Source organism: Micromonospora fulviviridis, from assembly GCF_014648395.1.
Lineage (GTDB): Bacteria > Actinomycetota > Actinomycetes > Mycobacteriales > Micromonosporaceae > Micromonospora > Micromonospora fulviviridis.
Genome location: NZ_BMRA01000003.1, coordinates 457126 through 480052 on the forward strand (window position 1 = coordinate 457126; position 22927 = coordinate 480052).

23 protein-coding genes and 1 pseudogene are annotated in these 22927 nt (G+C 72.0%); 8 read left to right on the top strand and 16 right to left on the bottom strand.

Annotation, left to right across the window (positions count from 1 at the left end):
• Window positions 1-60 precede the first annotated feature (60 nt).
• Complete coding sequence (locus tag IEY96_RS10700; protein WP_189194643.1) at window positions 61-2082, top strand: ThuA domain-containing protein; 2022 nt, start codon at window positions 61-63, stop codon at window positions 2080-2082.
• Between the two features lie 103 nt (window positions 2083-2185).
• Window positions 2186-2413 (top strand): hypothetical protein, encoded by a 228-nt coding sequence (locus tag IEY96_RS10705; RefSeq protein ID WP_189194644.1) that lies wholly within the window; start codon window positions 2186-2188, stop codon window positions 2411-2413.
• 69 nt (window positions 2414-2482) lie between these two features.
• Here the strand turns inward: IEY96_RS10705 and IEY96_RS10710 are convergent, their stop codons facing one another.
• Genes IEY96_RS10710 through IEY96_RS10720 form a run of 3 tightly spaced genes read right to left on the bottom strand, consistent with a single transcriptional unit; the run spans window position 2483 to window position 5462 of the window.
• Entirely contained in the window at window positions 2483-4879 is a 2397-nt protein-coding gene (locus tag IEY96_RS10710; RefSeq protein ID WP_189194645.1) for a DUF4132 domain-containing protein, read from the bottom strand.
• A complete protein-coding gene (locus IEY96_RS10715; protein ID WP_189194785.1) occupies window positions 4879-5265 on the bottom strand; it encodes a hypothetical protein in 387 nt (128 codons plus the stop codon). The genes IEY96_RS10710 and IEY96_RS10715 overlap by 1 nt, the downstream gene beginning before the upstream one ends.
• Before the next feature lie 11 nt (window positions 5266-5276).
• Window positions 5277-5462, bottom strand: coding sequence for a hypothetical protein (locus IEY96_RS10720; protein ID WP_189194646.1), 186 nt, complete (start codon window positions 5460-5462; stop codon window positions 5277-5279).
• A gap of 308 nt (window positions 5463-5770) precedes the next feature.
• Between IEY96_RS10720 and IEY96_RS10725 the strand changes: the two genes are divergently transcribed.
• The gene (locus IEY96_RS10725) at window positions 5771-6322 is read left to right on the top strand and encodes a YciI family protein (RefSeq protein WP_189194647.1); all 552 of its coding nucleotides are present in this window, start codon (window positions 5771-5773) and stop codon (window positions 6320-6322) included.
• A 270-nt stretch (window positions 6323-6592) separates the two neighbouring features.
• On the opposite strand, the pseudogene IEY96_RS10730 reads toward IEY96_RS10725, so the two are convergent.
• The 3 genes and pseudogenes from IEY96_RS10730 to IEY96_RS10740 form a co-directional block, all read right to left on the bottom strand.
• A pseudogene (locus IEY96_RS10730) lies at window positions 6593-7146 on the bottom strand (glycerate kinase); the annotation flags it as partial.
• 771 nt (window positions 7147-7917) lie between these two features.
• Complete coding sequence (locus IEY96_RS10735) at window positions 7918-8121, bottom strand: cold-shock protein (RefSeq protein WP_189194648.1); 204 nt, start codon at window positions 8119-8121, stop codon at window positions 7918-7920.
• Window positions 8122-8333: 212 nt separating this feature from the next.
• On the bottom strand, window positions 8334-8558 hold the full coding sequence (locus IEY96_RS10740) for a hypothetical protein (protein ID WP_189194649.1): 225 nt from the start codon (window positions 8556-8558) through the stop codon (window positions 8334-8336).
• 317 nt (window positions 8559-8875) lie between these two features.
• Between IEY96_RS10740 and IEY96_RS10745 the strand changes: the two genes are divergently transcribed.
• Window positions 8876-9235, top strand: a complete 360-nt coding sequence (locus IEY96_RS10745) for a hypothetical protein (protein ID WP_189194650.1) — start codon at window positions 8876-8878, stop codon at window positions 9233-9235.
• A 63-nt stretch (window positions 9236-9298) separates the two neighbouring features.
• On the opposite strand, the gene IEY96_RS10750 is transcribed toward IEY96_RS10745, so the two are convergent.
• From IEY96_RS10750 to IEY96_RS10780, 7 genes are read right to left on the bottom strand one after another with little or no spacing between them, the layout of a single operon-like run.
• Window positions 9299-10393, bottom strand: a complete 1095-nt coding sequence (locus tag IEY96_RS10750; RefSeq protein ID WP_189194651.1) for a glycerate kinase — start codon at window positions 10391-10393, stop codon at window positions 9299-9301.
• A complete protein-coding gene (locus tag IEY96_RS10755) occupies window positions 10393-11232 on the bottom strand; it encodes a sugar phosphate isomerase/epimerase family protein (RefSeq protein ID WP_189194652.1) in 840 nt (279 codons plus the stop codon). Before IEY96_RS10755 ends, IEY96_RS10750 begins: the two co-directional genes overlap by 1 nt.
• Entirely contained in the window at window positions 11229-12392 is a 1164-nt protein-coding gene (locus tag IEY96_RS10760) for a dihydrodipicolinate synthase family protein (protein ID WP_189194653.1), read from the bottom strand. The genes IEY96_RS10755 and IEY96_RS10760 overlap by 4 nt, the downstream gene beginning before the upstream one ends.
• Window positions 12389-13540: a Gfo/Idh/MocA family protein gene (locus IEY96_RS10765; RefSeq protein ID WP_189194654.1), complete on the bottom strand. Its 1152-nt coding sequence runs from the start codon at window positions 13538-13540 to the stop codon at window positions 12389-12391. Before IEY96_RS10765 ends, IEY96_RS10760 begins: the two co-directional genes overlap by 4 nt.
• 19 nt (window positions 13541-13559) lie before the next feature.
• The gene (locus tag IEY96_RS10770; RefSeq protein WP_189194655.1) at window positions 13560-14381 is read right to left on the bottom strand and encodes an ABC transporter ATP-binding protein; all 822 of its coding nucleotides are present in this window, start codon (window positions 14379-14381) and stop codon (window positions 13560-13562) included.
• 5 nt (window positions 14382-14386) lie between these two features.
• On the bottom strand, window positions 14387-15403 hold the full coding sequence (locus IEY96_RS10775; RefSeq protein WP_189194656.1) for an ABC transporter substrate-binding protein: 1017 nt from the start codon (window positions 15401-15403) through the stop codon (window positions 14387-14389).
• A gap of 16 nt (window positions 15404-15419) precedes the next feature.
• Window positions 15420-16298: an ABC transporter permease gene (locus tag IEY96_RS10780; RefSeq protein WP_189194657.1), complete on the bottom strand. Its 879-nt coding sequence runs from the start codon at window positions 16296-16298 to the stop codon at window positions 15420-15422.
• A gap of 229 nt (window positions 16299-16527) precedes the next feature.
• Here IEY96_RS10780 and IEY96_RS10785 point away from each other — a divergent pair, with 229 nt between their 5' ends.
• Together IEY96_RS10785 and IEY96_RS10790 are read left to right on the top strand one after the other, a co-directional pair.
• On the top strand, window positions 16528-17526 hold the full coding sequence (locus IEY96_RS10785; protein ID WP_229791504.1) for a LacI family DNA-binding transcriptional regulator: 999 nt from the start codon (window positions 16528-16530) through the stop codon (window positions 17524-17526).
• Window positions 17523-18689 carry a mandelate racemase/muconate lactonizing enzyme family protein gene (locus IEY96_RS10790; RefSeq protein ID WP_189194659.1) on the top strand — a complete coding sequence of 389 codons (1167 nt, stop codon included), beginning with the start codon at window positions 17523-17525 and terminating at the stop codon, window positions 18687-18689. The genes IEY96_RS10785 and IEY96_RS10790 overlap by 4 nt, the downstream gene beginning before the upstream one ends.
• A gap of 16 nt (window positions 18690-18705) precedes the next feature.
• Here IEY96_RS10790 and IEY96_RS10795 read toward each other — a convergent pair whose 3' ends face one another.
• The 3 genes from IEY96_RS10795 to IEY96_RS10805 are packed head-to-tail and all read right to left on the bottom strand — an operon-like array spanning window position 18706 to window position 20075.
• The gene (locus IEY96_RS10795) at window positions 18706-19278 is read right to left on the bottom strand and encodes a TIGR03086 family metal-binding protein (protein WP_189194660.1); all 573 of its coding nucleotides are present in this window, start codon (window positions 19276-19278) and stop codon (window positions 18706-18708) included.
• Complete coding sequence (locus IEY96_RS10800) at window positions 19265-19690, bottom strand: SRPBCC domain-containing protein (RefSeq protein WP_229791505.1); 426 nt, start codon at window positions 19688-19690, stop codon at window positions 19265-19267. The genes IEY96_RS10795 and IEY96_RS10800 overlap by 14 nt, the downstream gene beginning before the upstream one ends.
• Window positions 19680-20075 carry an ArsR/SmtB family transcription factor gene (locus IEY96_RS10805; RefSeq protein ID WP_189194662.1) on the bottom strand — a complete coding sequence of 132 codons (396 nt, stop codon included), beginning with the start codon at window positions 20073-20075 and terminating at the stop codon, window positions 19680-19682. The genes IEY96_RS10800 and IEY96_RS10805 overlap by 11 nt, the downstream gene beginning before the upstream one ends.
• Window positions 20076-20336: 261 nt before the next feature.
• Between IEY96_RS10805 and ggt the strand changes: the two genes are divergently transcribed.
• Both ggt and IEY96_RS10815 read left to right on the top strand, forming a co-directional pair.
• Window positions 20337-22139, top strand: a complete 1803-nt coding sequence (ggt, locus tag IEY96_RS10810) for a gamma-glutamyltransferase (RefSeq protein WP_189194663.1) — start codon at window positions 20337-20339, stop codon at window positions 22137-22139.
• Between the two features lie 189 nt (window positions 22140-22328).
• Window positions 22329-22913, top strand: a complete 585-nt coding sequence (locus IEY96_RS10815; RefSeq protein ID WP_189194664.1) for a dihydrofolate reductase family protein — start codon at window positions 22329-22331, stop codon at window positions 22911-22913.
• The last annotated feature ends 14 nt before the right edge of the window (window positions 22914-22927 follow it).

A 22927-nucleotide genomic window follows, 5' to 3' on the forward strand; every position in this document is an offset into this window, starting at 1 on the left:
GCGGGCCAAGACATCCGACGGCGTCTGCTGCGCTGCCTCGTCGCAGCCGTCCTACCGGCGGTGTCCCTGTCCGCCGGCTCCCTCGCCGTCGGCACCCCGGCCTGGGCCGCGCCCACCAGCGCGCCGGCCGTCCTCAGCCCGACCGCCCCCACCGGCACCAACGGCTGGTACCGCGGCCCGGTCACCCTGAACCTCTCCGCCACCGACGCGGCCAACGGTGTCCAGCGCCTGGAGTACCGGCTCGGCAACTCGGCACCGTTTCAGACCGCAGCGTCCGCGGCCGCCCCGTACCCCGCCAGCCTGACCGGGTCGGTCCAGATCACCCAGCAGGGCACCACCGCCGTCGGATACCGGGCCATCGGCGGCGACGGCTCGGCCGAGGCTGTCCGCACCATTACGATCCGGATCGACACCGTCGCGCCCGTGGTCAGCTGGCCGGGCATCGTCAACGGGCGCGTCGGCCACACCGCGACGCTGATCCCGACCCGGACCGATCCCGCGCCCGGCTCGGGCGGCGTCTTCGTCCACCGCATGTGGATCGACGGGACCGAAGTCACCCCACTGCCCGTCGCCACCTCCACCCTGGCCACCGGCGGGCACACGATCAGCGTGGTGGCCAGCGACGCGGCAGGCAACGCGGCCCGCTTCGACCAGGCTTTCATGGTGACCACGTCCTTCGCCGATCTCGACGCCCTCATCGCCGGCTTCGTCGCCAGCGGCGCGATCAGCGCCGCCGCCGGGGACAGCCTGCGCGCCACGTTGGCGGAGGCGGCGAGCCTGGCCGATGCGGACGACGCCACCGGTGCGGTGCGCGCCCTCAACCAGTTCGTCGCCGCCGCACAGCGCGCGACGGAACCCGGCGCCAGCCGGGACACGCTGGTCGGTGACGCCCGCTACCTGAAGCTGCAGGTCACCGACGCGCTGCCGGAGGAACCGACCACCGGCATGACCGTCACGCCGACCGCCGGACCGAACCCGATCCCCGCGGCCACCCCGCTCGCGGCGTCGACGAACTTCCCCGGCGCCAGCTTCCGGGTGCTCTACTTCTCGGCCACCAAGGGCTTCCGCCACGACCACATCCCCGACACCGCCCTGCTCATCGAGCGGCTGGGCGAGCAGTACGGCTTCGACGTCGACATCTGGGACCCGAGGCTCGCCCCGGCGTCGCTGCCGAGCACGCCGTTCACCTCCGCCGCCGACCTGGCGAAATACAAGACCATCATCTTCTCCTCACCGGTGGACGGGACGAACCCCAACAGCGTGCCGGACGCGGACGCGCTCAACGCCAGCGAGCTGGCCGCCTTCCAGGGATACATCCGGGCCGGCGGCGGGTACCTCGGGCTGCACGGCGCGTCCGACGCGATCCACAACGTGCCCTGGTACCGCGACCTCGTCGGTGCGTGGTTCACCAACCACCCCGGCGGCCAGAACGGCGAAGGAACCTGCGGTAGCTGCATCAACGTGCGGGTCAACACCGAGGACCGCACGAACCCCGCCGTCGCGCACCTGCCGAAGACCTGGCTCACCATCGACGAGCTGTACAACTTCGACCACAACCCGCGCGCCGAGGTGCACACTCTGCTGAGCCTCGACGAGTCGTCGTACCAGCGGAGTCTCAACAGCGGCAACGCCGCGACCAACCCGCTGCGCCTGATGGACGGGGACCACCCGATTGCCTGGTGCCAGGAGTACGACGGTGGACGCGAGTTCTCACTCATCCTCGGCCACGATCGCGCGCAGTACTACCGCGACCCGTTCACCCGGATCCTGCTGGGCGGTATCCACTGGACGGCCGGGCAGACCGAGGCGAACTGCTCGACCTTCCGGCAGACCCGCACGCTGATCAGCGGTGACGCTGCCGCCGGCGCCCTGGACGCGAAGTCGGCAGCGGCGGCCGCCGCGCTGCTCGACAACGCCCAGGCCGCCTACCTCGCGCTGAACCACAACGCCGCGACCACGTCGCTCAACCAGGTCATCGCGATCGCCGGTAACCCCGCTGCCGGCAGCGAGGCGGCGCGTGCCGAACTCGACCGCCAGGCCCGCCAGCTGCGGGACTGGATGTTGTCGTTGAAATCGTCCTGACCCCTGCTTGCCGCCGGCCCCCTCCGGGCCGGCGGCAAGCAGGCGGGGACGTCCAAGCGTCCTGCAGCCGCTCGGCCGGCTCGTCGCGAGTAGCAGCGTGCCGGTGAAGGTCGTGGCCTGGACCATCGTCCGGTATCCGGGGCTGAGTTTCGCCGTTGATGCGGGCGATGTGGTGTCGGTGACGAGTTCCGGGCACGGTGCCGCCGCTGGGACCCTGGTCCGCTCCTCAGGCACCGGCGCGTCCTGGCAGGAGGCGGTCACCGTCGGCATCAGCGGAACCGTACGCGCCGTCGACGGGAAGCCGGTCCTGTCCCTCGCGCGTCGCGGGTGAGGAGCAGCCGAGTACCCGGCCGAGGTGCCACGCACGGGGACGGAGATCCGCGGGTCGAGCGGGCCGCTGTCAACGCCCTGCGCGTAGCTGGCCCACGATCGACGGGTCGGTGATCCGGTTGTCGTCGGCGAGCAGGAACGCCTTGCTGAGAATCAGCGCGAGCCGGTCGTCCTCGAAGGGCAGGAAGACCGGCTCGTGTGGCCCGCGCCGGGCCGGCACGATGCAGAGGTACCTGTTTCCCGGCTCCATCAGGACGTTCGCGCTGCCCAGGTGGATCTTGTAGGTGGACAGCTGTCCCCGCACGACGAGATAGCGCTCGGTCAGCTCGCATCGATCGGCGAGCTTCGTCCGCGGGATGATCCGCTGCAGCGCGCTCCGCCGGGTCTGTGCCGTCGCCGTCAGCTCGGCGAGGCTCGCCTCCCGCCAGTAGTCCACGTAGAGGTCGTCCCCGCGATCGATCCAATGGGGATCAGCGGCGATCGAGGTCACGGACACGAACAGGTCCACGTCGCGCATGGCCTCGCTGAGGACGATGGTCGGAACCTCGGACAGCTGCGCCGTCCGCCAGGCGCCGCCGACCCGGCGATCGAACCACACCCGGTCGGTGCTGGCGCACTCGACGCCGTCGGGTTGCTGGTCGCGGTAGTCGTGCCGGAGCCCGACCCGCCAGGCCCCGCCGGGCAGGACCCGATACGCGTCGTCGGTGTCCCCGCCGTCCCACGGACCGAGCCTCGAACACGCCCAGCCCCGACCCTTCATCAGCGCGTACAGCTGCCGGTAGTGCACGATGTGCGCGGCGAACCGGTTGGAGTAGGTCTCGGTCTCCAGCTCGGCCGGCGTCAGCAGGTAGACCTCCCGGAACGCCTGCTTGAACGGCTGCCGCAGCTCGCGACCGGTGAGCTCATCCCGCCAGGCCCGGATCTCCTCGGCCGACGTGTTCAGCGGATGCCACAGCCGGATCTCGGCGTCCGGCTCGGGCTCGGGCACCGGGGTCCCACTCAGGTCCGCGAAACCGTCGTCCGTGGGGAGCACCGCCCGCCATCGGCCGGCCGCGTCCGGCACCTCCCAGATCAGGCGCCGCGCCACGCTCCACCCGAGACCGTTCGCCCGCAACTCGTCATGCCAGCGTCGGACGGGCAGCGTGGTGCCGGCGGTGAAGCCGAGTTCCAGCGACCGCGCCACCGTCACGAGCTGACCCCGGGCCTGTTTCACCAGGTCGCGCAGCTCCTTGACGGTGTCGGCGTGGTCGCGCCGCACGGCTGTCGGGACGGTCGCCAGCGCCCTGCCGTCCGCTCGCCGCCACGTCAGGTCGACATCGGGGGACAGGGTGATCACCGCGTCGTACCCGCCGACGGTCACGATGCGGACACCATCGGGCCCGAATCCGAGGTCGGGCAGCCGGAACGCCACGTCGGGCCGATCCCCGAGGGCCCGTTCGATTCGCTGCAGCTCGCGGTCGAGCTGCTTCTGTACGCCCTTGTGACGGGCTGCGGCGCGCGCGGCACGCAGCGCGGCCAACGCCTCCGGCGTGGGGAAATCCTCGACGGCACGGGCCGCCTCGTGCAGCAGTGCCTGCGAGGGGGCTGTCCTGGCGGCGGTCGGCGCCACGGCGACGCCCAGCAGGAGCGGTTGCAGCAGGCCCATCAGCCACGGCTCGTCCCGCAGCAGGGCGACCCGCACCGCCCGGCCGAGCGTCCCCACCTCGTCCCTCTCGAACGCCGCGTCCGCCTTGTACGCGATCCGGCCGGACTGGATATCGGCGACCCGCCGGTGTGCCGCCTCGAGCGCCCGCTGCGCGAACGACGCGTACTCCGGCATGTCGGCCAGTCGTTGCCACATGTCCGGCAGCCGGGGCGGCGAGAGGTACGAGCGCTCACCACTCGCCTCGGCGAGCAGCGCCTGCGCGAGAGGGCCGAGGGTGGACACCACCGAGGCCTCGTCCCGGGCGATCGAGTGCAGCGACCGCGTGAACAGCTTGCTCTCGATAAGCGCCGTCAACCCGCCGCCGAGCCCGGCCAGGGCCATCATCGAGTACGGATGATCAAGCCGGTACCGGTCGCCGAGCGCCGTGACCAGTTTCTTGGCCGATCGCGCTGCCGCCTCCGGCAACGGCCCCTCGCAGCGGAGCAGCGCGTTGACGGCCAGCACCGGGTTCCCGTAGCCCCACGGCTGCGCCAGCTCGTCCACGAGCGCGGACAGCAGGGCGGCACACGACTGCGGGGTGAACACCGGTTGCCGTTGCTGGCACGCCGCCGTTATGCCCAGCTTCACCCAGTGGGCGGGATCGACGGGCAGCAGGCGGTGAGCGGCGGCCAGCAGCACGCCGAGTTCACGGTCGCTGAGCCGGGCCGCGTCCACCACCCGACCGGGATTCGAATCGTCCGCCGCCATTTCGGGGACGGTCACCACCCGCAGCAGGCCGGCGGCGTACGGCGACAAGGTCGCGTCGGGGAGCACCGTGGTCATCAACCACCGACCAGGGAAACGAGCCGGAGAAACGTGATCTCGGTGCCGGTCCGAAGTTCGACCTGCACGTCGAGATCCTCGACCTGCCGGTCGTCGACGAGCACGATGAAACCGTTTCGTCCGAACGCCTGCACCGCGCGATCGTACTGGCGGTGCGGGTCGACCTGGCGGTGCTCGGACCTGCGGGGCCCATTGAGCGCGTGCTCGGTCTCCGACGGCTGCACCAGCCCTCGGAACTCTCCCGAGCGCCGGGCGTTGTGCTCCGCGACCTCCTGGAACACGCGCCGGCGAATGACTTCGCGCAGCGGCAGCCGCTCCTCGAAGATCTCCAGATGCCACGCGTCGGGCGCACGACCCGCGGTCGTCTCATCGACGATGCTTACCATCACCACGGCCGTCAGCCTGCCAGACGGGGCCGACAGATCCCCGTCGCGCCCGGAGCCGGACGCGCGGCGAGGCGACGGTACGGCGTGGCGCTGCGGCGGATCAGGAGCCCGTCCTTGCCGGTCTTCATCGGCGGCAGTTGCTGCCCGCACGCCTCGTCCGCCGTGGTGCAGCCCGGATCGTCGTTGTGGGCCAGCACCTGGTCAGCAGGTCGAAGTTCCCTGCTCGTCGGGATCGGGGAAGTCCGGCAGCCCACGCTCGCGCATGCACCTGGCCAGCTTGAGCGCGGCGCCCGACCGGGGCTGGGGCGCTCGTCCCCGCTCAAACTCTGTCAGGCGGTTTCGGGGTCTCGTTGGCCGCGCGCGCGATCGCCGGCCTCTATCCGGCGTTGCGTGCCGCCGTTGTCCCGCCGACCGACGCGCTTCCAACGGTCTGATGCCGCGCCTCGGCCGGTCCCCGGGCAGCCCGGGACAGGGCGCGGACCTGAAGGCGGGCGAGGATGTGGGCATGGAGTTCTTCTGCTACCACCGCGACCGGCACGGCTCACTGGCGCTGCGCAAGGAACTGCTGGAGGCGCACTGGTCCTACATGGACCGGTACGCGGCCGAGATGATCGCCCGGGGCCCAACCTTCGCCGCCGGCGGTGACACGCCCACCGGCAGCGTGCACATCCTCGACCTGCCCGATCCCGCCGCTGCCCGGGCGTTCGCCTTCGACGAGCCCAACTACCAGGCCGGCGCGTACCGGGACGTGCTCCTGCGCCGGTGGCGCAACACGCTGGGGCGCACCATGTGGGACTTCCCCGGGGGCCGGACCGGCGGCAACCGCTACCTGGTGATCGGCCTCGGCGCGGGGCACTCCGCCGACCTCGACGTGCCGCCCGATCGGCCCGACCTGATCGCGTACGGGCCGCTGCTCTCCGACGACGGCACCACGTGGCTGGGCACGGCGGCGCTGGTCAGTGCCTCGGACCCGGATAGGGCGCGCGCCGTCCTGACTCCGGACCGGTACGCCGAGATCGAGGTGCACGACTGGGCGTTCGGCGGGCGGCCGTCCTGAGCCTTGGACGGCCACTGTCGGTGTGTCGAGACGGGGATGCGACCGGTCGGCCGCCGTCTGGGCAGAGGACGGCCGCCGACTACAGGCGGCGGGCCAGCACGGCGCCGGCCTCGGCCAGCCACCGCCCGGGGTCGCGGAGCGCCGCCTCCACCGACCCCGCGAGGTCCACCAGGGACACCGCCGCCGACACCGACCGGGGAACCGGTCCGGCGACCTGCCGGCGGCCACTCCGACGGGTACGCCGGCGAGGGTGGCCGAATCCAGCAGCGAACCGACCACCTTGCCGCTCAACGAGGTCTTGTCGAACCGCCCCTCGCCCGTGAGCACCACGTCCGCGCCGGCGAGCGCGTCCGCCAGCCCGACCAGTTCCGCGATCGTCGTCGCGCCCGGCACGATCCGGGCCCCCACACCGCGGCCAGACCGTATGCGGTGCCGCCGGCCGCGCCGGCGCCCGACTCGTCGGGGTCGCCGCCGGCCAGCTCGGCGAGCCGGCGTAGCGCCGCGTCCAGCAGCGTCACGTCCGCCGGATCCGCACCCTTCTGCGGGCCGTAGACGGCGGCGGCGCCGGCCGGTCCGGTCAGCGGCGCGGTCACGTCGACCAGCAACTGCACGCCGCCGGGCGGCGCGGGCAGCAGGTAGGTGGAGTCGAGGTGGGCCAGGTCGGCCAGCGCCGCCCCGCCGAGCGGCAGGTCTCGGCCGAGGTTGTCCTGCAGCCGCAGCCCGAGGGCGCGCAGCGCGCCGGCGCCGCCGTCGGTGGAGGCCGAGCCGCCGAGGCCGATCACGAGACGGGTGACCCCGGCGGCCAGGGCGGCGCGCGCCACCACGCCGAGCCCGTACGTGTGCGCGCCGAGCGGGTAAGGACACCACCTTCACCTCCGGTCGGGTCGGCTTCGGCTCGTTCGACAACATCGGCCGTACCCGTCTCTTCACCGTGACGGGCTCCCCGGCCTGATTCGAGGAGCGGAGGGGACGGCGGCCGGTTGCCGCCGTCCCCTCCGGCGCTTCGGTGGCGCGGCGGCGAGACGGCCGGCGTGATCGCGGTGTGACGACGAGGTGACCAGGTGCCATGCGATGTGAGGTGGAAGTCCCACTGGCCGAGCTCGGCAGAGGTCGTCGCACACACCTCCGGGTCGGTCAGAAGTGCTCACACCACCTGGGCGGCCATCTTTACTGTCGATCGTTGTGACGTCGTGCCGGCTGAGACGGTGAACGGGTGGCGCAATCGATGCATCGCCACCTCACCGCAGTCGGATGCACGAGGCGCGGGCTTCTCTTCTTCCGCGCTGGGCGGTGAAAGAAACTGTGCCATGGAACCGCAGGCCGGAGCAGGGGCCAGGCCGCGGGAACGCGGAGCGCCGGCAACGGGGTGCCGGTCGCGGCTGAACCCGCCGGGGGCCGTCGCCGGGTGGGCGTCCGGTGTGCGGGGTGACGTGGTGACCACGGTCATGCTTTGCCTTCCTCGAACGGCACGTCGCAGAGAAGGCACGGGCCGCAGGCCACGGGACATCGCAAAACGAACCTGAACAATGATGATGGATGAAATGCCGAACGGCGGCCCGCTGAACCAGTCGGGCCGCCGTTCGGCAGTGCGTGGATCAGAGCGGGCGGATATCCGCCGCCTGCGGGCCCTTCGGGCCCTGGGTGATGTCGAACTCCACCCGCTGGTTCTCCTCGAGGCTGCGGAAGCCGCTCGCGGAGATCGCCGAGAAATGGGCGAAGACGTCGGCGCCGCCGCCGTCCTGGCTGATGAAGCCGAAGCCCTTGTCGCCGTTGAACCACTTCACGGTACCTGTAGCCATGTCTGCTCCTTCGCAGGCTGTTGAAGACCGCATTGTGCGGACTCGCGCTGCCGCGTTGATCAGCCGCGCCGGAAACGACACGAAACGAAAAAAGCGCCTGGATGGGTTTTGGTTAACCCATCAGGCGCCGAAACGTCTACGGAAATCAAAACTGCAACCGGGCAACCATAACACAGAATTCGTCGATCGACGCCATCCATGCGCGCGGCCCGTCACAGCACGGCACCGCGAGGCGCAACTTCGATCGCCGCGACGCCTCGGCCGTAGAGCACGACGAGCCGATCACCGTGTTTGGTGCGCAGCACTCCCGAATCCTGCGCGAGTGTCAAGATCACGTGTTCCACGAGCTCGTCCTCGTCGGAGAAGCCCGGTTCGTCGTACGTGAGGTCCATGCGGTCGCCGCCGATGAGCCGGACGCGTAGCACCGTAGTCGCCATGTCGTAGAAGCTAGTCGCAACCGCCGCTCCTGAGCTGGCAGCGGCACCGCTGCGAGTGGTGCGCGTAGAGTGGGAAGTGGATCAGTTCGTCACCATGCGACGACCAGCGACGCCGCGAGGCAGATGATCAGGACCGGAGGCATGGCTGGCGTCCAGTGTGGGTCATCCCCTTCAGGCGGCTCTTCGGGAGACGTCTGCCCCAGTCACAACGGCGCGTTGGCATGCCGTCAGCGATCATGCCCGGGTCATCGGCCGCTACCCTGCGGCAACAATCAGCCCATGCCGCCCGGCGTGGTACGACGAGGCCGGTGCGGCAGGTGAGCGCCAATCTGGTCGGCCTGACCAACACGCCGACACCCCAGGAGAAGGACATGACTTTCGTGTTACCCCCGCCCACGGTCTCTCCCTCACCATTGCGCGAGCCCACCAAGACCCTCCGCGAGAAAGGGGCAGACAGTTTTCACGCCGCGCTCGCCGCGGTTCTGACCAGCGGGCTGGAGAAGGCTCTTGAAGCGGGTGACCACCCGAGAGCGATCAGCTTCATCAACCGCGGCTTCGCAGAAGGAAGTCCGCAGCTGGGCTGCGACCTCCTCTGCCGGGCGATTGCGGTCGTCGGGACAGCCCGGACCTGGACCGTGCAGCTCGCGCCCCTGCGTCACCCTAGCCCCCTGGATTGACGCAGCCCGCAGCGCTGCGAATCGCCGCTGCACGAGTACCACCCTCCCACCGGAACCGTCGTCCTAGCCGCAGGTCAGCCGCCGGGACAGCAGTTCGCCGGCCTCGGTGAGCCACCTCGCCGGGTCGCTCAGGGCCGCCTCGACCGCCCCGGCGAGCTCCACCAGGGACACCGCCGCGGACACCGAGCCCGGGACGGGCCCGCCGATCTGGCCGGCGACCACGCCGACCGATGTGCCGGCGGAGTCGGCCGCGTCGAGGAGCGAGCCGACCACCTTGCCGGTCAGCGAGGTCTCGTCGAACCGCCCCTCGCCGGTGAGCACCACGTCCGCGCCGGCCAGCGCGCCCGCCAGCCCGACCAGTGCAGAGATGGTCGACGCGCCCGGCGTGATCGTGGCGCCCCAGAGGGCAGCCAGACCGTACGCGGTGCCGCCGGCCGCACCGGCTCCCGGCTGGTCCGGGTCACCGCCGGCCAGGTCCGCGAACCGGCGCAGCGCCCCGTCCAGCAGCGCCATGTCGGCCGGTCCGGCGCCCTTCTGTGGACCGTAGACGGCGGCGGCCCCGGCCGGGCCGGTCAGCGGCGCAGTCACGTCGACCAATAGCTGCACGCCACCGGGCGGTGCCGGCGCCAGGTCGGTGGTGTCGAGGCGGGCCAGCGCGGCCAGCGCCGCACCGCCGAGCGGCAGCTCCCGGCCCTGGTCGTCGTGCAGCCGCAGCCCGAGGGCGCGCAGCGCGCCGGTGCCGCCGTCGGTGGAGGCCGAACCGCCGAGCCCGATCACGAGGCGCGTGGCCCCGGCATCGAGGGCGGCCCGCGCCGCGGCACCGAGCCCGCACGTGTGCGCACCGAGCGGGTCCGGAGCAGCCAGCAGCGGCAGCCCGCTGGACTGGGCCAGCTCCAGCACGGCGGTCCGGTCCGGCAGCAGCAGCCAGGCGGCGCCGACCGGCCGGCCGTCCGGCCCCGGCACGACCGTCGTCCGGCGTTCCGCGTCCGGCAGTGCGGCGGCGAAGGCGTCGACCGTGCCTTCGCCGCCGTCCGCGAGGGGAAGCAGCCGTACGTCGTCGCCGGGCCGGTGGGCCAGCCAGCCGCGGGCCAGGGCCCGGGCCGCGTCGTCGGCGGTGACCGAGCCCTTGAACGAGTCGGGCGCGACGACGACCCGCATCAGTCGGCGAGCACGAGCTGGAGGTAGCGGTCCTTCATGGTGGCGAGGACCTCGTCGGGGTCGGTCGCCCACACCTCGGCGTTGAAGATCTCCACCTCGGTGTCGCCGGTGTAGCCGGCCGCCTCGACCGCCCGCCGGAACGGCGGGAAGTCGATGTGCCCGTCGCCCATCATGCCCCGGCCGAGCAGCACGTCGGCCGGCAGCGGGGTGAGGAAGTCGCAGACCTGGAAGCTCGCGATGCGGTCACCGGCCCGGGCGATCTGCCGCCACACGTCCGGGTCCCACCAGATGTGGAAGGTGTCGACGACGACCCCCACCTGCGCGACCGGGAACGGTTCGGCCAGGTCGAGCGCCTGCCCCAGGGTGGACAGCACCGCCCGGTCCGCGCAGTACATCGGGTGCAGCGGCTCCAGGGCCAGCCGGACGCCCCGCTCACCCGCGTACGGGGCCAGCTCGGCGAGGGCGTCGGCCACCCGCTGCCGGGCGCCGAACAGGTCGCGGGAACCGGGCGGTAGGCCGCCCACGACCATGACGAGGCAGTCCGTGCCCAGGCCGGCGGCCTCGTCGATGGCGCGCCGGTTGTCCTCCAGCGCGGCCCGGCCGGCCTCACCGCCGGCGGTGAGGAACCCGCCCCGGCACAGCGACGACACCCGCAGCCCCGCGTCGGCGACGAGCTTCGCGGCGGCGGCCACCCCGATCTCGGCGACCGGCTCCCGCCACAGCCCGATCGCCGGGATGCCGGCGCGGACGCAGCCGTCGACGGCCTCCCGCACGGACCAGGACTCGGTGGTGCGCTGGTTCAACGACAACTTCGCCAGGCGGGGATCGGCGGCGCTCACGCCGTCACCCCGGCGACGGACAGGTAGCGCCGCATCCGGGCGACCGCCAGGTCCGGGTCGAGCAGCAGCCCGGCGGCGTCGGCGAGCCGGAACACCTGAACGAGGTGCGGCACGCTACGCCCGCTGTGCAGCCCGCCCACCATGGTGAAGCCGGGCTGGAAGCCGTTGAGCCAGGACAGGAACGCGATACCGGTCTTGTAGTACTGCGTCGGCGGGGCGAAGACGTGCCGGGACAGCGGCACGGTGGGATCCAGGATCTCCCGGAAGCCCGCCACGTCGCCGGCGTCGAGGCGTTGCAGCGCCGCCGACGCGGCCGGGGCGACGGCCGCGAACGCTCCGAGCAGCGCGTGGCTGAACCGCCGGCCGTCGCCGGCGATCAGCTCCGGGTAGTGGTAGTCGTCGCCGGTGTAGACCTTGACGGTGGGTGGCAGCAGCTCGCGCAGCCGCACCTCCCGCTCGGCGTCGAGCAGCGACACCTTCACTCCGTCGACCACGTCGGCGTGGGTCTGGATCAGCGAGACGAACGTCTTGGTGGCCTCGTCGAGGTCCGTCGACCCCCAGTAGCCCGCGAGGGCCGGGTCGAACATGTCGCCGAGCCAGTGCAGCACGACCGGCGTGGACGTCTCCCGCAGCACCTGCTCGTAGACGCGCAGGTAGTCGTCCGGGCCGGTGGCCAGCGCGGCGAGCTGCCGGCTGGCCATCACCACGGCGACCGCTCCGCACTCCTGCACGAACGCGACCTGCTCGACGTACGCGCCGACGACCTCGTCCAGGGTGTCCGGCACGCCGGTGAGCTGGTCGGTGGCCGCCCCGGCCACGATGCGCCCCCCGCAGGCGGCGGCCTCGGCGGCGCTGCGCCGGATCAGCTCCCGGGTGGCCGCCCAGTCCAGCCCCATCCCGCGCTGTGCGGTGTCCATCGCCTCGGCCACGCCGAGCCCCCAGGACCAGAGGTTGCGCCGCACGCTGAGGGTGGCGTCCCAGTCCAGCCGGGCGGGCCGGCCGGGCGCGTTGTCGGCGTGCGGATCGGCGACCACGTGCGCCGCCGCGTACGCGATCCGGCTGGCCGGCGGGGTGGCCGGCCGCTGCCAGCCGGCCGGCTCGCGCAGGGTGAGCTCCTCGGCGCCGCCGTCCGGTCGGGGCAGCGTGATCCGGGCGGTCACAGCCGGATCTCCTCGATCTCGATCCGCCGTCCCTCCCTGGCCGAGCGGAGCCCGGCCTCGGCGAGCTGGACGCCGCGGACGCCGGCCAGGAAGTCCCACGGGAACGGCTCGCCGTCGACGACGTGTCGCAGGAACGCCTCCCACTGCACCTTGAACCCGTTGTCGAAGTCCTCGTTGTCGGGGACGGTCTGCCACTGGGCGCGGAAGTTCTCGGTGACCGGCAGGTCCGGGTTCCACACCGGCATGGGGGTGGCGCCCCGGTGCTGGATGCGGCACTCGCGCAGCCCGGCCACGGCGCTGCCGTGCGTGCCGTCGACCTGGAACTCGACCAGCTCGTCGCGGTAGACGCGGACCGCCCAGGAGGAGTTGATCTGCGCGGTGATGCCGCCGGCCAGCTCGAAGATGCCGTACGCGGCGTCGTCCGCGGTGGCCCGGTAGGTCTGGCCGGTCTCGTCCACCCGCTCGGGGATGTGCGTGGCGATGTGCGCGGTCACCGCAGTCACCGGGGCGAAGATCTGCTCCAGCACGTAGTGCCAGTGCGGGAACATGTCCACGGTGATGCCGCCGCCGTCCTCGGCGCGGTAGTTCCAGCTCGGCCGCTGGGCGTCCTGCCAGTCACCCTCGAACACCCAGTAGCCGAACTCGCCGCGCACCGACAGGATCCGGCCGAAGAAGCCGCTGTCGACCAGCCGCTTGAGCTTGCGCAGGCCGGGCAGGAAGAGCTTGTCCTGCACCACGCCGTTCTTCACGCCCTTCGCGGCGGCGAGCCGGGCCAGCTCCAGCGAGCCGGTCAGGCCCTCGGCGAGCGGCTTCTCGGTGTAGATGTGCTTGCCGGCCTCGATCGCCGCCCGGATGGCCTTCTCCCGCTGCGCGGTCACCTGCGCGTCGAAGTAGATCTGGTGGGAGTCGTCGGCGAGCGCGGCGTCCAGGTCGGTCGTGTACGACGTCAGCCCGTGCCGGGCGGCGATCTCGGCGAGCTTGGCCTCGTTGCGGCCGACCAGGGTCAGCTCGGGCCAGATCCGGCTGCCGTCGCGGGCGGGCAGCCCGCCCTGCTCGCGGATGGCGAGCAGGGACCGGACCAGGTGCTGCCGGTACCCCATCCGTCCGGTCACCCCGTTGAGGATGATCCCGATAGACGTGCGCTCCACGTGTGTGTCCTTCCAGTGGTTATTCGGCGGTCGTCGTCGCACCCAGCAGGTCCCGGATGCGTCCCGTGGCACGGGCGAACTCCGGCGCCGACATGGTCTGGCCGTAGTCCCGCTCGACGGGAAGGTCGACATCGATGACCTCGGCGACGGTGCCGGGTCGAGGGGTCATGACGATCACCCGGTTGGCCAGGTAGACCGCCTCCGCGATGGAGTGGGTGACCAGCAGGACGGTGGTGCCGGTCTCCCGCCAGATCCGCCGCAGCTCGACGTTCATCTGCTCGCGGGTGAGGGCGTCGAGCGCCCCGAAAGGCTCGTCCATGAGCAGCACCGGAGGGCGGTGCAGCAGCGCGCGGCACAGGGCCACGCGCTGCTGCATGCCACCGGAGAGCTCGTTCGGGTACGCGTCCTCGAAGCCGGTCAGCCCGGTCATCGCGATCAGCTCGTCGACGCGCTGGCGTGCCTGCGCCCGGGGCATGCCCCGCATCTCGGCCTGGAGCAGGATGTTGCGCCGGGCCGTGCGCCAGTCCAGCAGGGCGGCGCGCTGGAAGACGTACCCGATGTCGCGCCGCGGCCCCCGCACGTCCTCGCCGTGCAGGCGGACCTGGCCCGACGACGGCCGCAGCAGGCCGGACACCAGCTTGAGCAGCGTGGACTTGCCGCAGCCGGAGGCGCCCACGATGGCGACGAACTCGCCCGGCTCGATCCGCACCGAGACGTCGCGCAGCGCGGTGACGTCCTTCTTCTTGGTGCGGAACCGGACCGCGACCTGGTCGATCTCGACCGCGGCACCGGTCGCCGTGGCGTCCGCGGAACGCTGCGTGGTGGTGTTGCCGACCGTCATCGGTCTCATCCCTTCGGCGCGAAGCTCGCGTCCCAGTACTTCGAGGGCGACTCCGCCTTGGTGATCACGCCGGCGTCGGCGAAGACGGTGATGGTCTTCTGCCAGTCGGCCTCGTCGTTGACGCCGGGGGCCTGACCCTTGGTGGCGTCGGTGTGCAGCAGCTGCAGCGTGGCCTTGAACTGGTCGGTCAGCACCTTCTCCGACGGCAGCTGCTGGGAGGCGCCGGACATGGCCGCGACCGCGCCGGCCGCGTCCTTCTCGGCGGCGGTCCAGGCCTCGCTGCTGGCCGCGACCATCCGCTTGACCAGGTCCTGCTTGTTCTTGATGGTGTCGCTGGAGGCGATCAGGCCGTTGCTGTAGAAGCTCAGGCCGTGCTCGGCGAACTTCAGGTAGGAGACCTGCTTGCCGGCCTTCTCCTGCATGGTCGGGCCCTGGTCGGTGGCGAAGCCGAGCAGCGCGTCGGTCTTGCCCGACATGACGGCGGCCATCTTGCCGGCCGGGTCGGTGTTCTGGAGGGTCACGTCGGTGGCGGCGAGACCGTTGGCCTTGAGGAACGCCGGGAAGGTCTTGCTCAGGGCGTCGCCGGCCGTGGAGGCGATGGTCTTGCCCTTGAGGTCGGCGGGGGAGGCGATGTTCTTGTCGCTGAAGAACTGCACCGAGGACGGGGTGGTCTGCAGGAAGACGCCCACGCTCTTGACGTCCATGCCCTGGCCCACGGCCGAGAGCAGCGCCGGGGTGTCGGCCCAGCCGAAGTCGGTCTGCCCGGCGGCGGTGGCCTGCACGGTCTTCTGCGAGCCCTGCCCGGCCTGGATGGTCAGGTCGATGCCGTGCTTGGCGAAGATGCCCTGCTTCTTGCCCAGGTAGAACGGCGCGTGCTCGCCGTACGGGTACCAGTTGAGGGTGAGGGTGACCTTGTCCAGGCCCTGGGCGTTCTTCTCCTGCTTGTCCGAGGACGAGCCGCAGGCGGTGGTGGCCAGAAGGAGTGCCGGCACGAGCGCGGCGGCGAGAGTACGCAACTTCATCCGAGGGTTCTCCTGTTCACAGCGTTGTGGTGGTGGCGTCGGTGCGGCGGCTGGCCTGCCAGGGCAGGACCAGGTACTCCAGCAGTTCGACGACGACGAAGAGGAGCACGCCGAGCAGCGACATGATGATCAGCCCGGCGAACAGGGTCGGGGTGTCGAGGTTGCCGTTGGCCTGCAGGATCACGTAGCCGAGGCCCTCGTTGGCGCCGACGAACTCACCGACGACGGCGCCGGTGACGGCCATGGTGGCGGCCACCTTGAGGCCGGCGAACAGGTGCGGCAGGGCGGCGGGGAACCGGATCTTGCGGAAGGTCTGGGCCGGGCCCGCGCCCATGGTCGCCGACAGTTGCAGCATCTCCGGGTCGATCGACTTCATGCCGGTGACCGTGGAGATGACGATCGGGAAGAAGGCCATGAGGACCGCGACGACGACCTTGGGCGAGAGCCCGAAGCCGAGCCACACGATGAACAGCGGTGCGATCGCAATCTTCGGGATGACCTGGGCGAACAGCAGCAGCGGGTAGAGGCTCTTCTCGACGGTGGGGGAGTAGACCATCACCACGGCGGAGAGCACGCCGACCACGATGGCGATGGCGAAGCCCAGCACCGTCTCGTACGTGGTGATCCAGGTGTGGTGGGCGAAGTAGCCCGGCTGGGCGAGGACGACGTCCAGCGTCGTGCCGGGTGAGGGGACGAGATAGGGCTTGACCAGGTCGGCGGCGGTGACCAGCCACCAGACGACGAGGATGGCCGCCAGGACCGCGGCGGGACGCCAGGTGTTCCGGGCGAACCGGAGCAGGCCGGCGCCCGCCCCGCCCGGGCGGCGGGTTGCCGACGCGGTGGCGCCGGCGGGAGCGGTGCGCTCCGGTTGCTCGATGGTGCTCTGCGCGGCCATGACCCTCCGTTCTCCCTGGCTGGCCGGTGGTTTCCGGGTACTCAGCCGCTGGGTAGGCGCGTGCCGTCGGCAGGGCCGGACGACCCCGGTGAGGACGGGGAACCGGCCCTGAATGCGCTTTCAGTAAGCGCTTTCAGGGTGCTACGGTAACCACGCCGAAATAATCCGGTCAAGAACTTCCGCAGGGGGAAAGTCGATGCAGCCACGGGCGCACGTGACCTTGGAAGACGTGGCCAGAGCCGCCGACGTCTCGCTGGCCACGGCCTCCCGGGCGCTCAACGGCATGCGCGTCACCCCGCAACTACGGGACCGGGTCCTCGCCGCCGCCGAGAAGCTGGCCTACACCCCCAACGCGCACGCCCGGGCCCTGGCCGGCGCCTCGCACCGCACCGTCGGCGTCATCTGCCACGACGTCACCGACCCCTACTTCGCCGCCATCGCCGGTGGCGTCATGCGGGTGGCGGGGGACAACGACCTGCTGGTCATGCTGGCCAGCACCTTCCGCGACCCCGAACGGGAGATCGCGTACGTGTCGATGCTGCGCGCCGAGCGGGCCCCGGCCATCCTGCTGATCGGCTCCGGCTTCGAGGACGCCCGCTGGGAGCGGGCCCTGGAGGCCGAGCTGAAGCCCTACCTGGACGGTGGCGGCCGGGTCGCGGTGGTCAGCCGGCACCGCAGCCTGAAGGTCGACAGCGTGCTGCCGGAGAACCGGGCCGGCGCCGCGGCCATGGCCCGCGCCCTGCTCGACCTCGGCCACCGCCGGTTTGCCGTGCTCTCCGGGCCGCGGGCGCTCACCACCGTCGCCGACCGGCTCGGCGGCTTCCGCGAGGAGCTGGCCAAGGCCGGTGTGGCGCTCGACCCGGCCGACATCGTGGAGGGTCCGTTCACCCGCGACGGCGGCTACGGCGCGATGTCCGAGCTGCTGGACCGGGGATCGACCGCCACCTGCGTGTTCGCCCTGACCGACGTGATGGCGATCGGCGCCTGCGCGGCGCTGCGCGACCGGGGCCTGTCCGTCCCGAACGACATCTCCGTCGCCGGCTTCGACGACATCCCCATCGTCCGCGACCTCACCCCGGCGCTGACCACGGTGGCGCTGCCCCTGCAACGACTAGGCGAGAAGGCGATGGAGCTGGCGCTGACCGAGAACAACGGTCGACGGCGCCGGCTCCTGCGGATGGGCGGCGAAGTGGTCCTGCGCGGCAGCACCGCCAAGGTGGGCTCGTGACCCCGCTCGCCGCCGACCTCGGCGGCCTGACCATCGACGCGGTCGAGACGTACGCCGTCGCGCTGCCGACCATCCGCTCGTTCGGCGTCTCCGGCGGCTCGGTCGCCGTCGCCGGCACGCCCAGCATCCGGGTGCTCGTCAAGGTCACCGCGGGCGGTGTCACCGGCTGGGGCGAGGCCACCCCGATCCCGGCCTGGACGTACGAGACCGCCGAATCCATCGTCACTACGATCGACCGCTACCTCGCCCCGGGGATCCTCGGCCGCCCGGCCTGGGACCTCGACGGGGTGACCACCGCGTTCGACCGCGCGATCAACCGGGGCTTCACCATCGGGGCGCCCCTCGCGAAGTGCGCCGTCGACGTCGCCCTGCACGACCTGCTCGGCCGCGCGCTCGGCGTGTCCGTGGGTGTCCTCTGGGGGCAGCGCCGCCGGGAGACCATCCAGCTCGGCTGGATCGTCTCCGGGCAGACGGCCGCGGAGGTGGCCGACGCGGTGGCCGAGGGCAGTGGTCTGGGCTACGAGGCGTTCAAGGTGAAGGTCGGCCTGCACAGCGAGGCCGAGGACGCCGCCGTGGTGCGGGCGGTCCGCGAGGCCGCGCCCGACGCCGCGCTGTGGGTGGACGCCAACCAGGCGTACACCGTCGACGGCGCGCTGCGGATGGCCCGCCGGCTCGCCGACCTCGACGTCACCGCGTTCGAACAGCCGCTGCCCGCCAACGACGTCGCCGGGCAGCGCCGGCTGCGGGAGACCTCACCGATTCCGGTGGCGCTCGACGAGAGCCTGCGCCACCCGAGCGACCTGGCGACGTTCGTGAAGCTGAACGCGGTGGACGTGGCGATCGCCAAGGTGCAGCGCAGCGGCGGCCTGACCCTGTCGCGGCGGCTCTGCGCCCTGGCCGAGGACGCCGGCGTGCGGCTCATGGGGTCCGGGCTCACCGACTCGGACCTGGGGCTGGCCGCCTCGCTGCACCTGTTCGCGGCGTACGGCATCGACACGCCGGTCGACCTCAACGGGCGGCAGTTCCTCACCTCCTCCTACGCCACCGGGGCGACGGTCGAGATCAAGGAAGGTGTCGCGCGGGTGCCGACCGGGCCGGGGCTCGGCGTCGAGGTGGACGAGTCGGTGGTGCGGGAACTCGCCGTGGACGTGCTCACCCGGTAGTCCGGCCGGGTTCGGCTCACGGCTTCGACCAGAACGGATCCCGGCCGATGAAGCCCAGCAGTCTGGTCTGGGCATCCGCGTCCTCGGGCACCGCCACTCGCGGGCCGTACTGGCCGGAGGAGCGGATGACCTCCTCCATCTGCTCCATCCCCTCGACGAGTTCGGCGCACAGCTCCGGGTCCAGCGCGTCGTCCTGGCCGGTGGCCCTGGAGAGATCCCAGGTGTGCATGAACACGTCGGTCGTGTAGAACCGGTCGATCGCGGCCGCCAGCGGCAGGCTGCCGAGGTGAGGGTTGGTGAGGTGGCGGTGCGCCGTCTCCGGGTCGTCGAACACCGCCTGCACGGCGTCGCAGTGGATCTGCCAGGCGGCGACCGGGTCTTCGTCCACGGACGGTCCCTGGGGCAGTTCGATGCCGGCGCCGGAGGCGAGGAACCCGGGGAACCATTCGGTCAGGTGACGCACCACGTCGCGGGCGGTCCAGCCGGCGACCGGGGCCGGCGCGTCCCACGATCGGGTGCCGCGGACCCGGTCGGTGAACAGCCCGGCGACCTGCCGGTGCCGCTCGGCCGGGCGATCAGACAGCGCCATCGATGATCATCCTCTCCAGCTTCGCGTAACCCTCGTTGACGCCGACCTCCATGCCGCTGCGCAGCCACGAGTCGCGGCCTTCGAAGCTGTCGACCAGGGACTGTGTCCGCAGCCGGGCACGGCCGTCGCCCAGGTCCTCGAACCACAAGGTCTCCAGCGCGACTCCGTCGGGCTCGCCCTCGAACGTGAAGGTCTGCACGATGCGGCCCGGCCGTACCTCGTGGAAGCAGCCGCGGAACCGGTACTCCGTGCCGTCGTGCGCCGAGGCGTACCGCCAGCTGCCGCCGGTGGACGCGTCCCAGTGCTCGATGCGGGTGGTCATGGCGTCGGGACCCACCCACCGGGCGAACACCTCGGGATCGGTGTGGGCGCGGAACAGCTGCTCGGGTGTCGCCGCGAAGTCACGACTCATCCGGATGACCGGCAGCCTCGGATCGGCCTCGATCGCCGTCTCCGTGATCCTCTCCATGCTCGTCTCCTCTCATCTCCGCCAGAACGGCGTCGAGGCGGCGATAGCGCTGCTCGACGCGGCTCCGGTGGCGCTCAATCCAGGTGTCCATCAGGTCGAAGGCCTGAGCCTCGAGGCGCACCGGCCGGGGCTGCGGCCCTTTCGGCCGGCTGACCAGCCCGGCGTCCTCGAGCACCCGCAGGTGCTTGTAGACCGCCTGCAGTGTCATCCGGTACGGCTCGGCCAACTGGCTCACGGTCGCGTCGCCCTCCGAGAGCCGGGCCACCATGTCCCGCCGGGTCGGATCCGCGAGGGCGGCGAAGGCCCGGGACAGCGCATCCGTGGTCATCCGACCCGCCCTTTCAACTCGATGGTTTAAAAGAACTGTAGGCGGCAGGCGAACACCGGTCAACCCCGTGGTTGAAAGCGCTGCTTGTGCCAGCAGGAATGATCCGTTGGCGCCCCGTCCGGCGGGACCTGGTCCGCCGGGCGAGCGACTCGGCGCGCGCCACCCGTGCCCCGGGGCCGGCACCCGCCCTGGTCCCCGGGTTGCCCGCCCTCGACCGGTGGAGTAGGCAGGAGGTTCACTCATGTCGATCTGGGAGGCCGGATGAGACCTCGAGCCCTCGTCACCGCGACCATCGCCCTGGCCACGCTCCTGGCCGCGAACACCGTTCCCGCCCAGGCGAAGCCGGCCGCTCCGCCGAAGGAGCCGGTGGCCGTCGGGTACGGGGGAGCGGTCTCCACCGTGGACGCCACCGCCACGGCCGTCGGCCTGGACGTGCTGCGGCGCGGCGGCAACGCGGTCGACGCGGCGGTCGCCGCCGCGGCGACGCTCGGCGTCACCGAACCCTTCTCGGCCGGCATCGGCGGCGGGGGCTTCTTCGTCTACTACGACGCGAAGAGCCGGCGGGTGCACACCATCGACGGCCGCGAGGCCGGACCAGCCTCGATGAGCGAGACCACCTTCATCGACCCGGCCACCGGAGCGCCGTACCGGTTCGACGAGGCCCGGATCAGCGGGCTGTCGGTCGGCGTCCCGGGCACCCTGCTCACCTGGCAGGACGCGCTGGACCGCTGGGGCACCCGGTCGCTCGCGCAGCTGCTCACGCCCGCCGCGCGGGTCGCCGAGGACGGCTTCCCCGTCGACGAGACCTTCGCCGGTCAGGTCGCCGGGAACCAGGCGGCGTTCGGCCAGTTCAGCTCGACCAGCGCGCTGTACCTGCCCGGCGGGCAGCCGCCCGCGGTCGGCAGCACCTTCCGAAACCCGGACCTCGCCGAGACCTACCGGCTGATCGCCAAGCGGGGCACCGACGTCCTCTACCGCGGCGAGGTCGGTCGCGACCTGGTCGCGACCGTGCAGCACCCGCCGGTGGCGGCGCAGCCGGTCGGCTCGTGGCCGTACCCGATCCGCCCGGCCGGCATGACCACCGCCGACCTCGCCGTGTACCGCACCCGCTTCCCCGAGCCGACCCGGTCGGACTACCGCGGCCTCGAGGTGTACGGCATGCCCACCCCGTCCAGCGGCGGCACCGCCGTGGGGGAGGCGCTCAACATCCTCGAGCAGTTCGACCTGCGCTCCATGACCGCCACCCAGGCGATGCACCACTACCTGGAGGCCAGCGCGCTGTCGTTCGCCGACCGCAACCGGTACGTCGGCGACCACACCCAGCGCGGCGTGCTGCGCGAGCTGCTCAGCGACGCGTACGCCAAGGAGCGGGCCTGCCTGATCGACCCGTCGGCGGCGCTGCCCAAGCCGGTCGCGCCCGGCGTCCCCGACGGCGCCTACGGCGGCTGCTCGGCGGCGTCGGTCGCCGACGTCCGCGACGACCGCACCGGCACCACCAACCTGACCGTGGCCGATCGGTGGGGCAACGTCGTGGAGTACACGCTGACCATCGAGGCGACCGGCGGCAACGGCATGGTCGTGCCCGGCCGGGGATTCCTGCTCAACAACGAGCTGACCGACTTCAACTTCGCACCGACCCAGGGCACCGCGACCGACCCGAACCTCCCGGGGCCGGGCAAGCGCCCGCGCAGCTCCATGTCACCCACCATCGTGCTGGCCGACGGCCGGCCGTTCCTGGCCGTCGGCTCGCCCGGCGGCGCGACGATCATCACCACCGTCCTGCAGATGCTGGTGAACCGGATCGACCGGGGCATGACGCTGCCGCAGGCCCTCGCCGCGCCGCGGGCATCGCAGCGCAACGGCGCCAGCACCCAGGCGGAGCCGGCCTTCATCACCGGGTACGCCACCGGCCTCCCGCCGGGCCACGCCTTCTCGCCGACCGCGGAGATCGGCGCGGCGACCGGTATCGAGTTCCTCGCGGACGGCCGGCTGCTCGCTGCGGCCGAGCCCGTACGCCGGGGCGGCGGCGCGGCGGCCGTCGTGGGCCGCTGGGCGCGCGACTGACGACGGAGGACCACGGTGACGGCTCGGGCGCAGCCTGAGCCGTCGCCGTGCTCCTCGCCCCGGAAGGGCCCCGGCTGCGAAACGAACGCCGCGCTCAGTTCTAGAGCCCATGTCGGGACTGCCGGGTCGGCTCCGACCATCTCCTGACGGCGCCGGACGGCGGTGCCGGGAGTGTGGCGGAGGTCAGCGATGGGCAAGGTCGTGCTGGACGTGTCGATGTCCCTGGACGGGTTCACGGCTGGGCCGAACGTCCGCGAGGCGGAGCCGATGGGGGATGGCGGCGAACGCCTGCACGCATGGATGGCGGAGAACGGGCCCGAGGGCGAGATCGACGCCGCGGTGCGCCGAGAAGTGGACGCGGCCGTCGGAGCAACGGTCATCGGGCGGCGCACCTTCGATCTCGGCCTCGGCCCGTGGGGCGGTACCCCGTGGCCCGGCGTCCCCAGCTTCGTGGTGACCCACCGGGTGAGGCAGGACCTGCTCGGCGACAACGGTGGAACGTTCGCCTTCGACGGGATGCGGGCCGCGGTGCGGCGCGCCAAGCAGGCCGCTGGACACAAGGACGTCCTGGTGCTCGGTGCCGATGCCGCCCGCCAACTGCTCAGGGCGAGCCTGCTCGACGAGGTCCGCATCCACCTGATACCGCTCCTGCTGGGTGCGGGAACTCCACTGTTCGCCGGCGAGCAGGCCGAGCTGATCGCCGAAGGAAAGCCGGTCACCGGTACCGTGAGCCACCTCCGCTTCCGGGTCGCACCAGGCCCCGGTGGTGCGTGAACTGGCCGTGGACG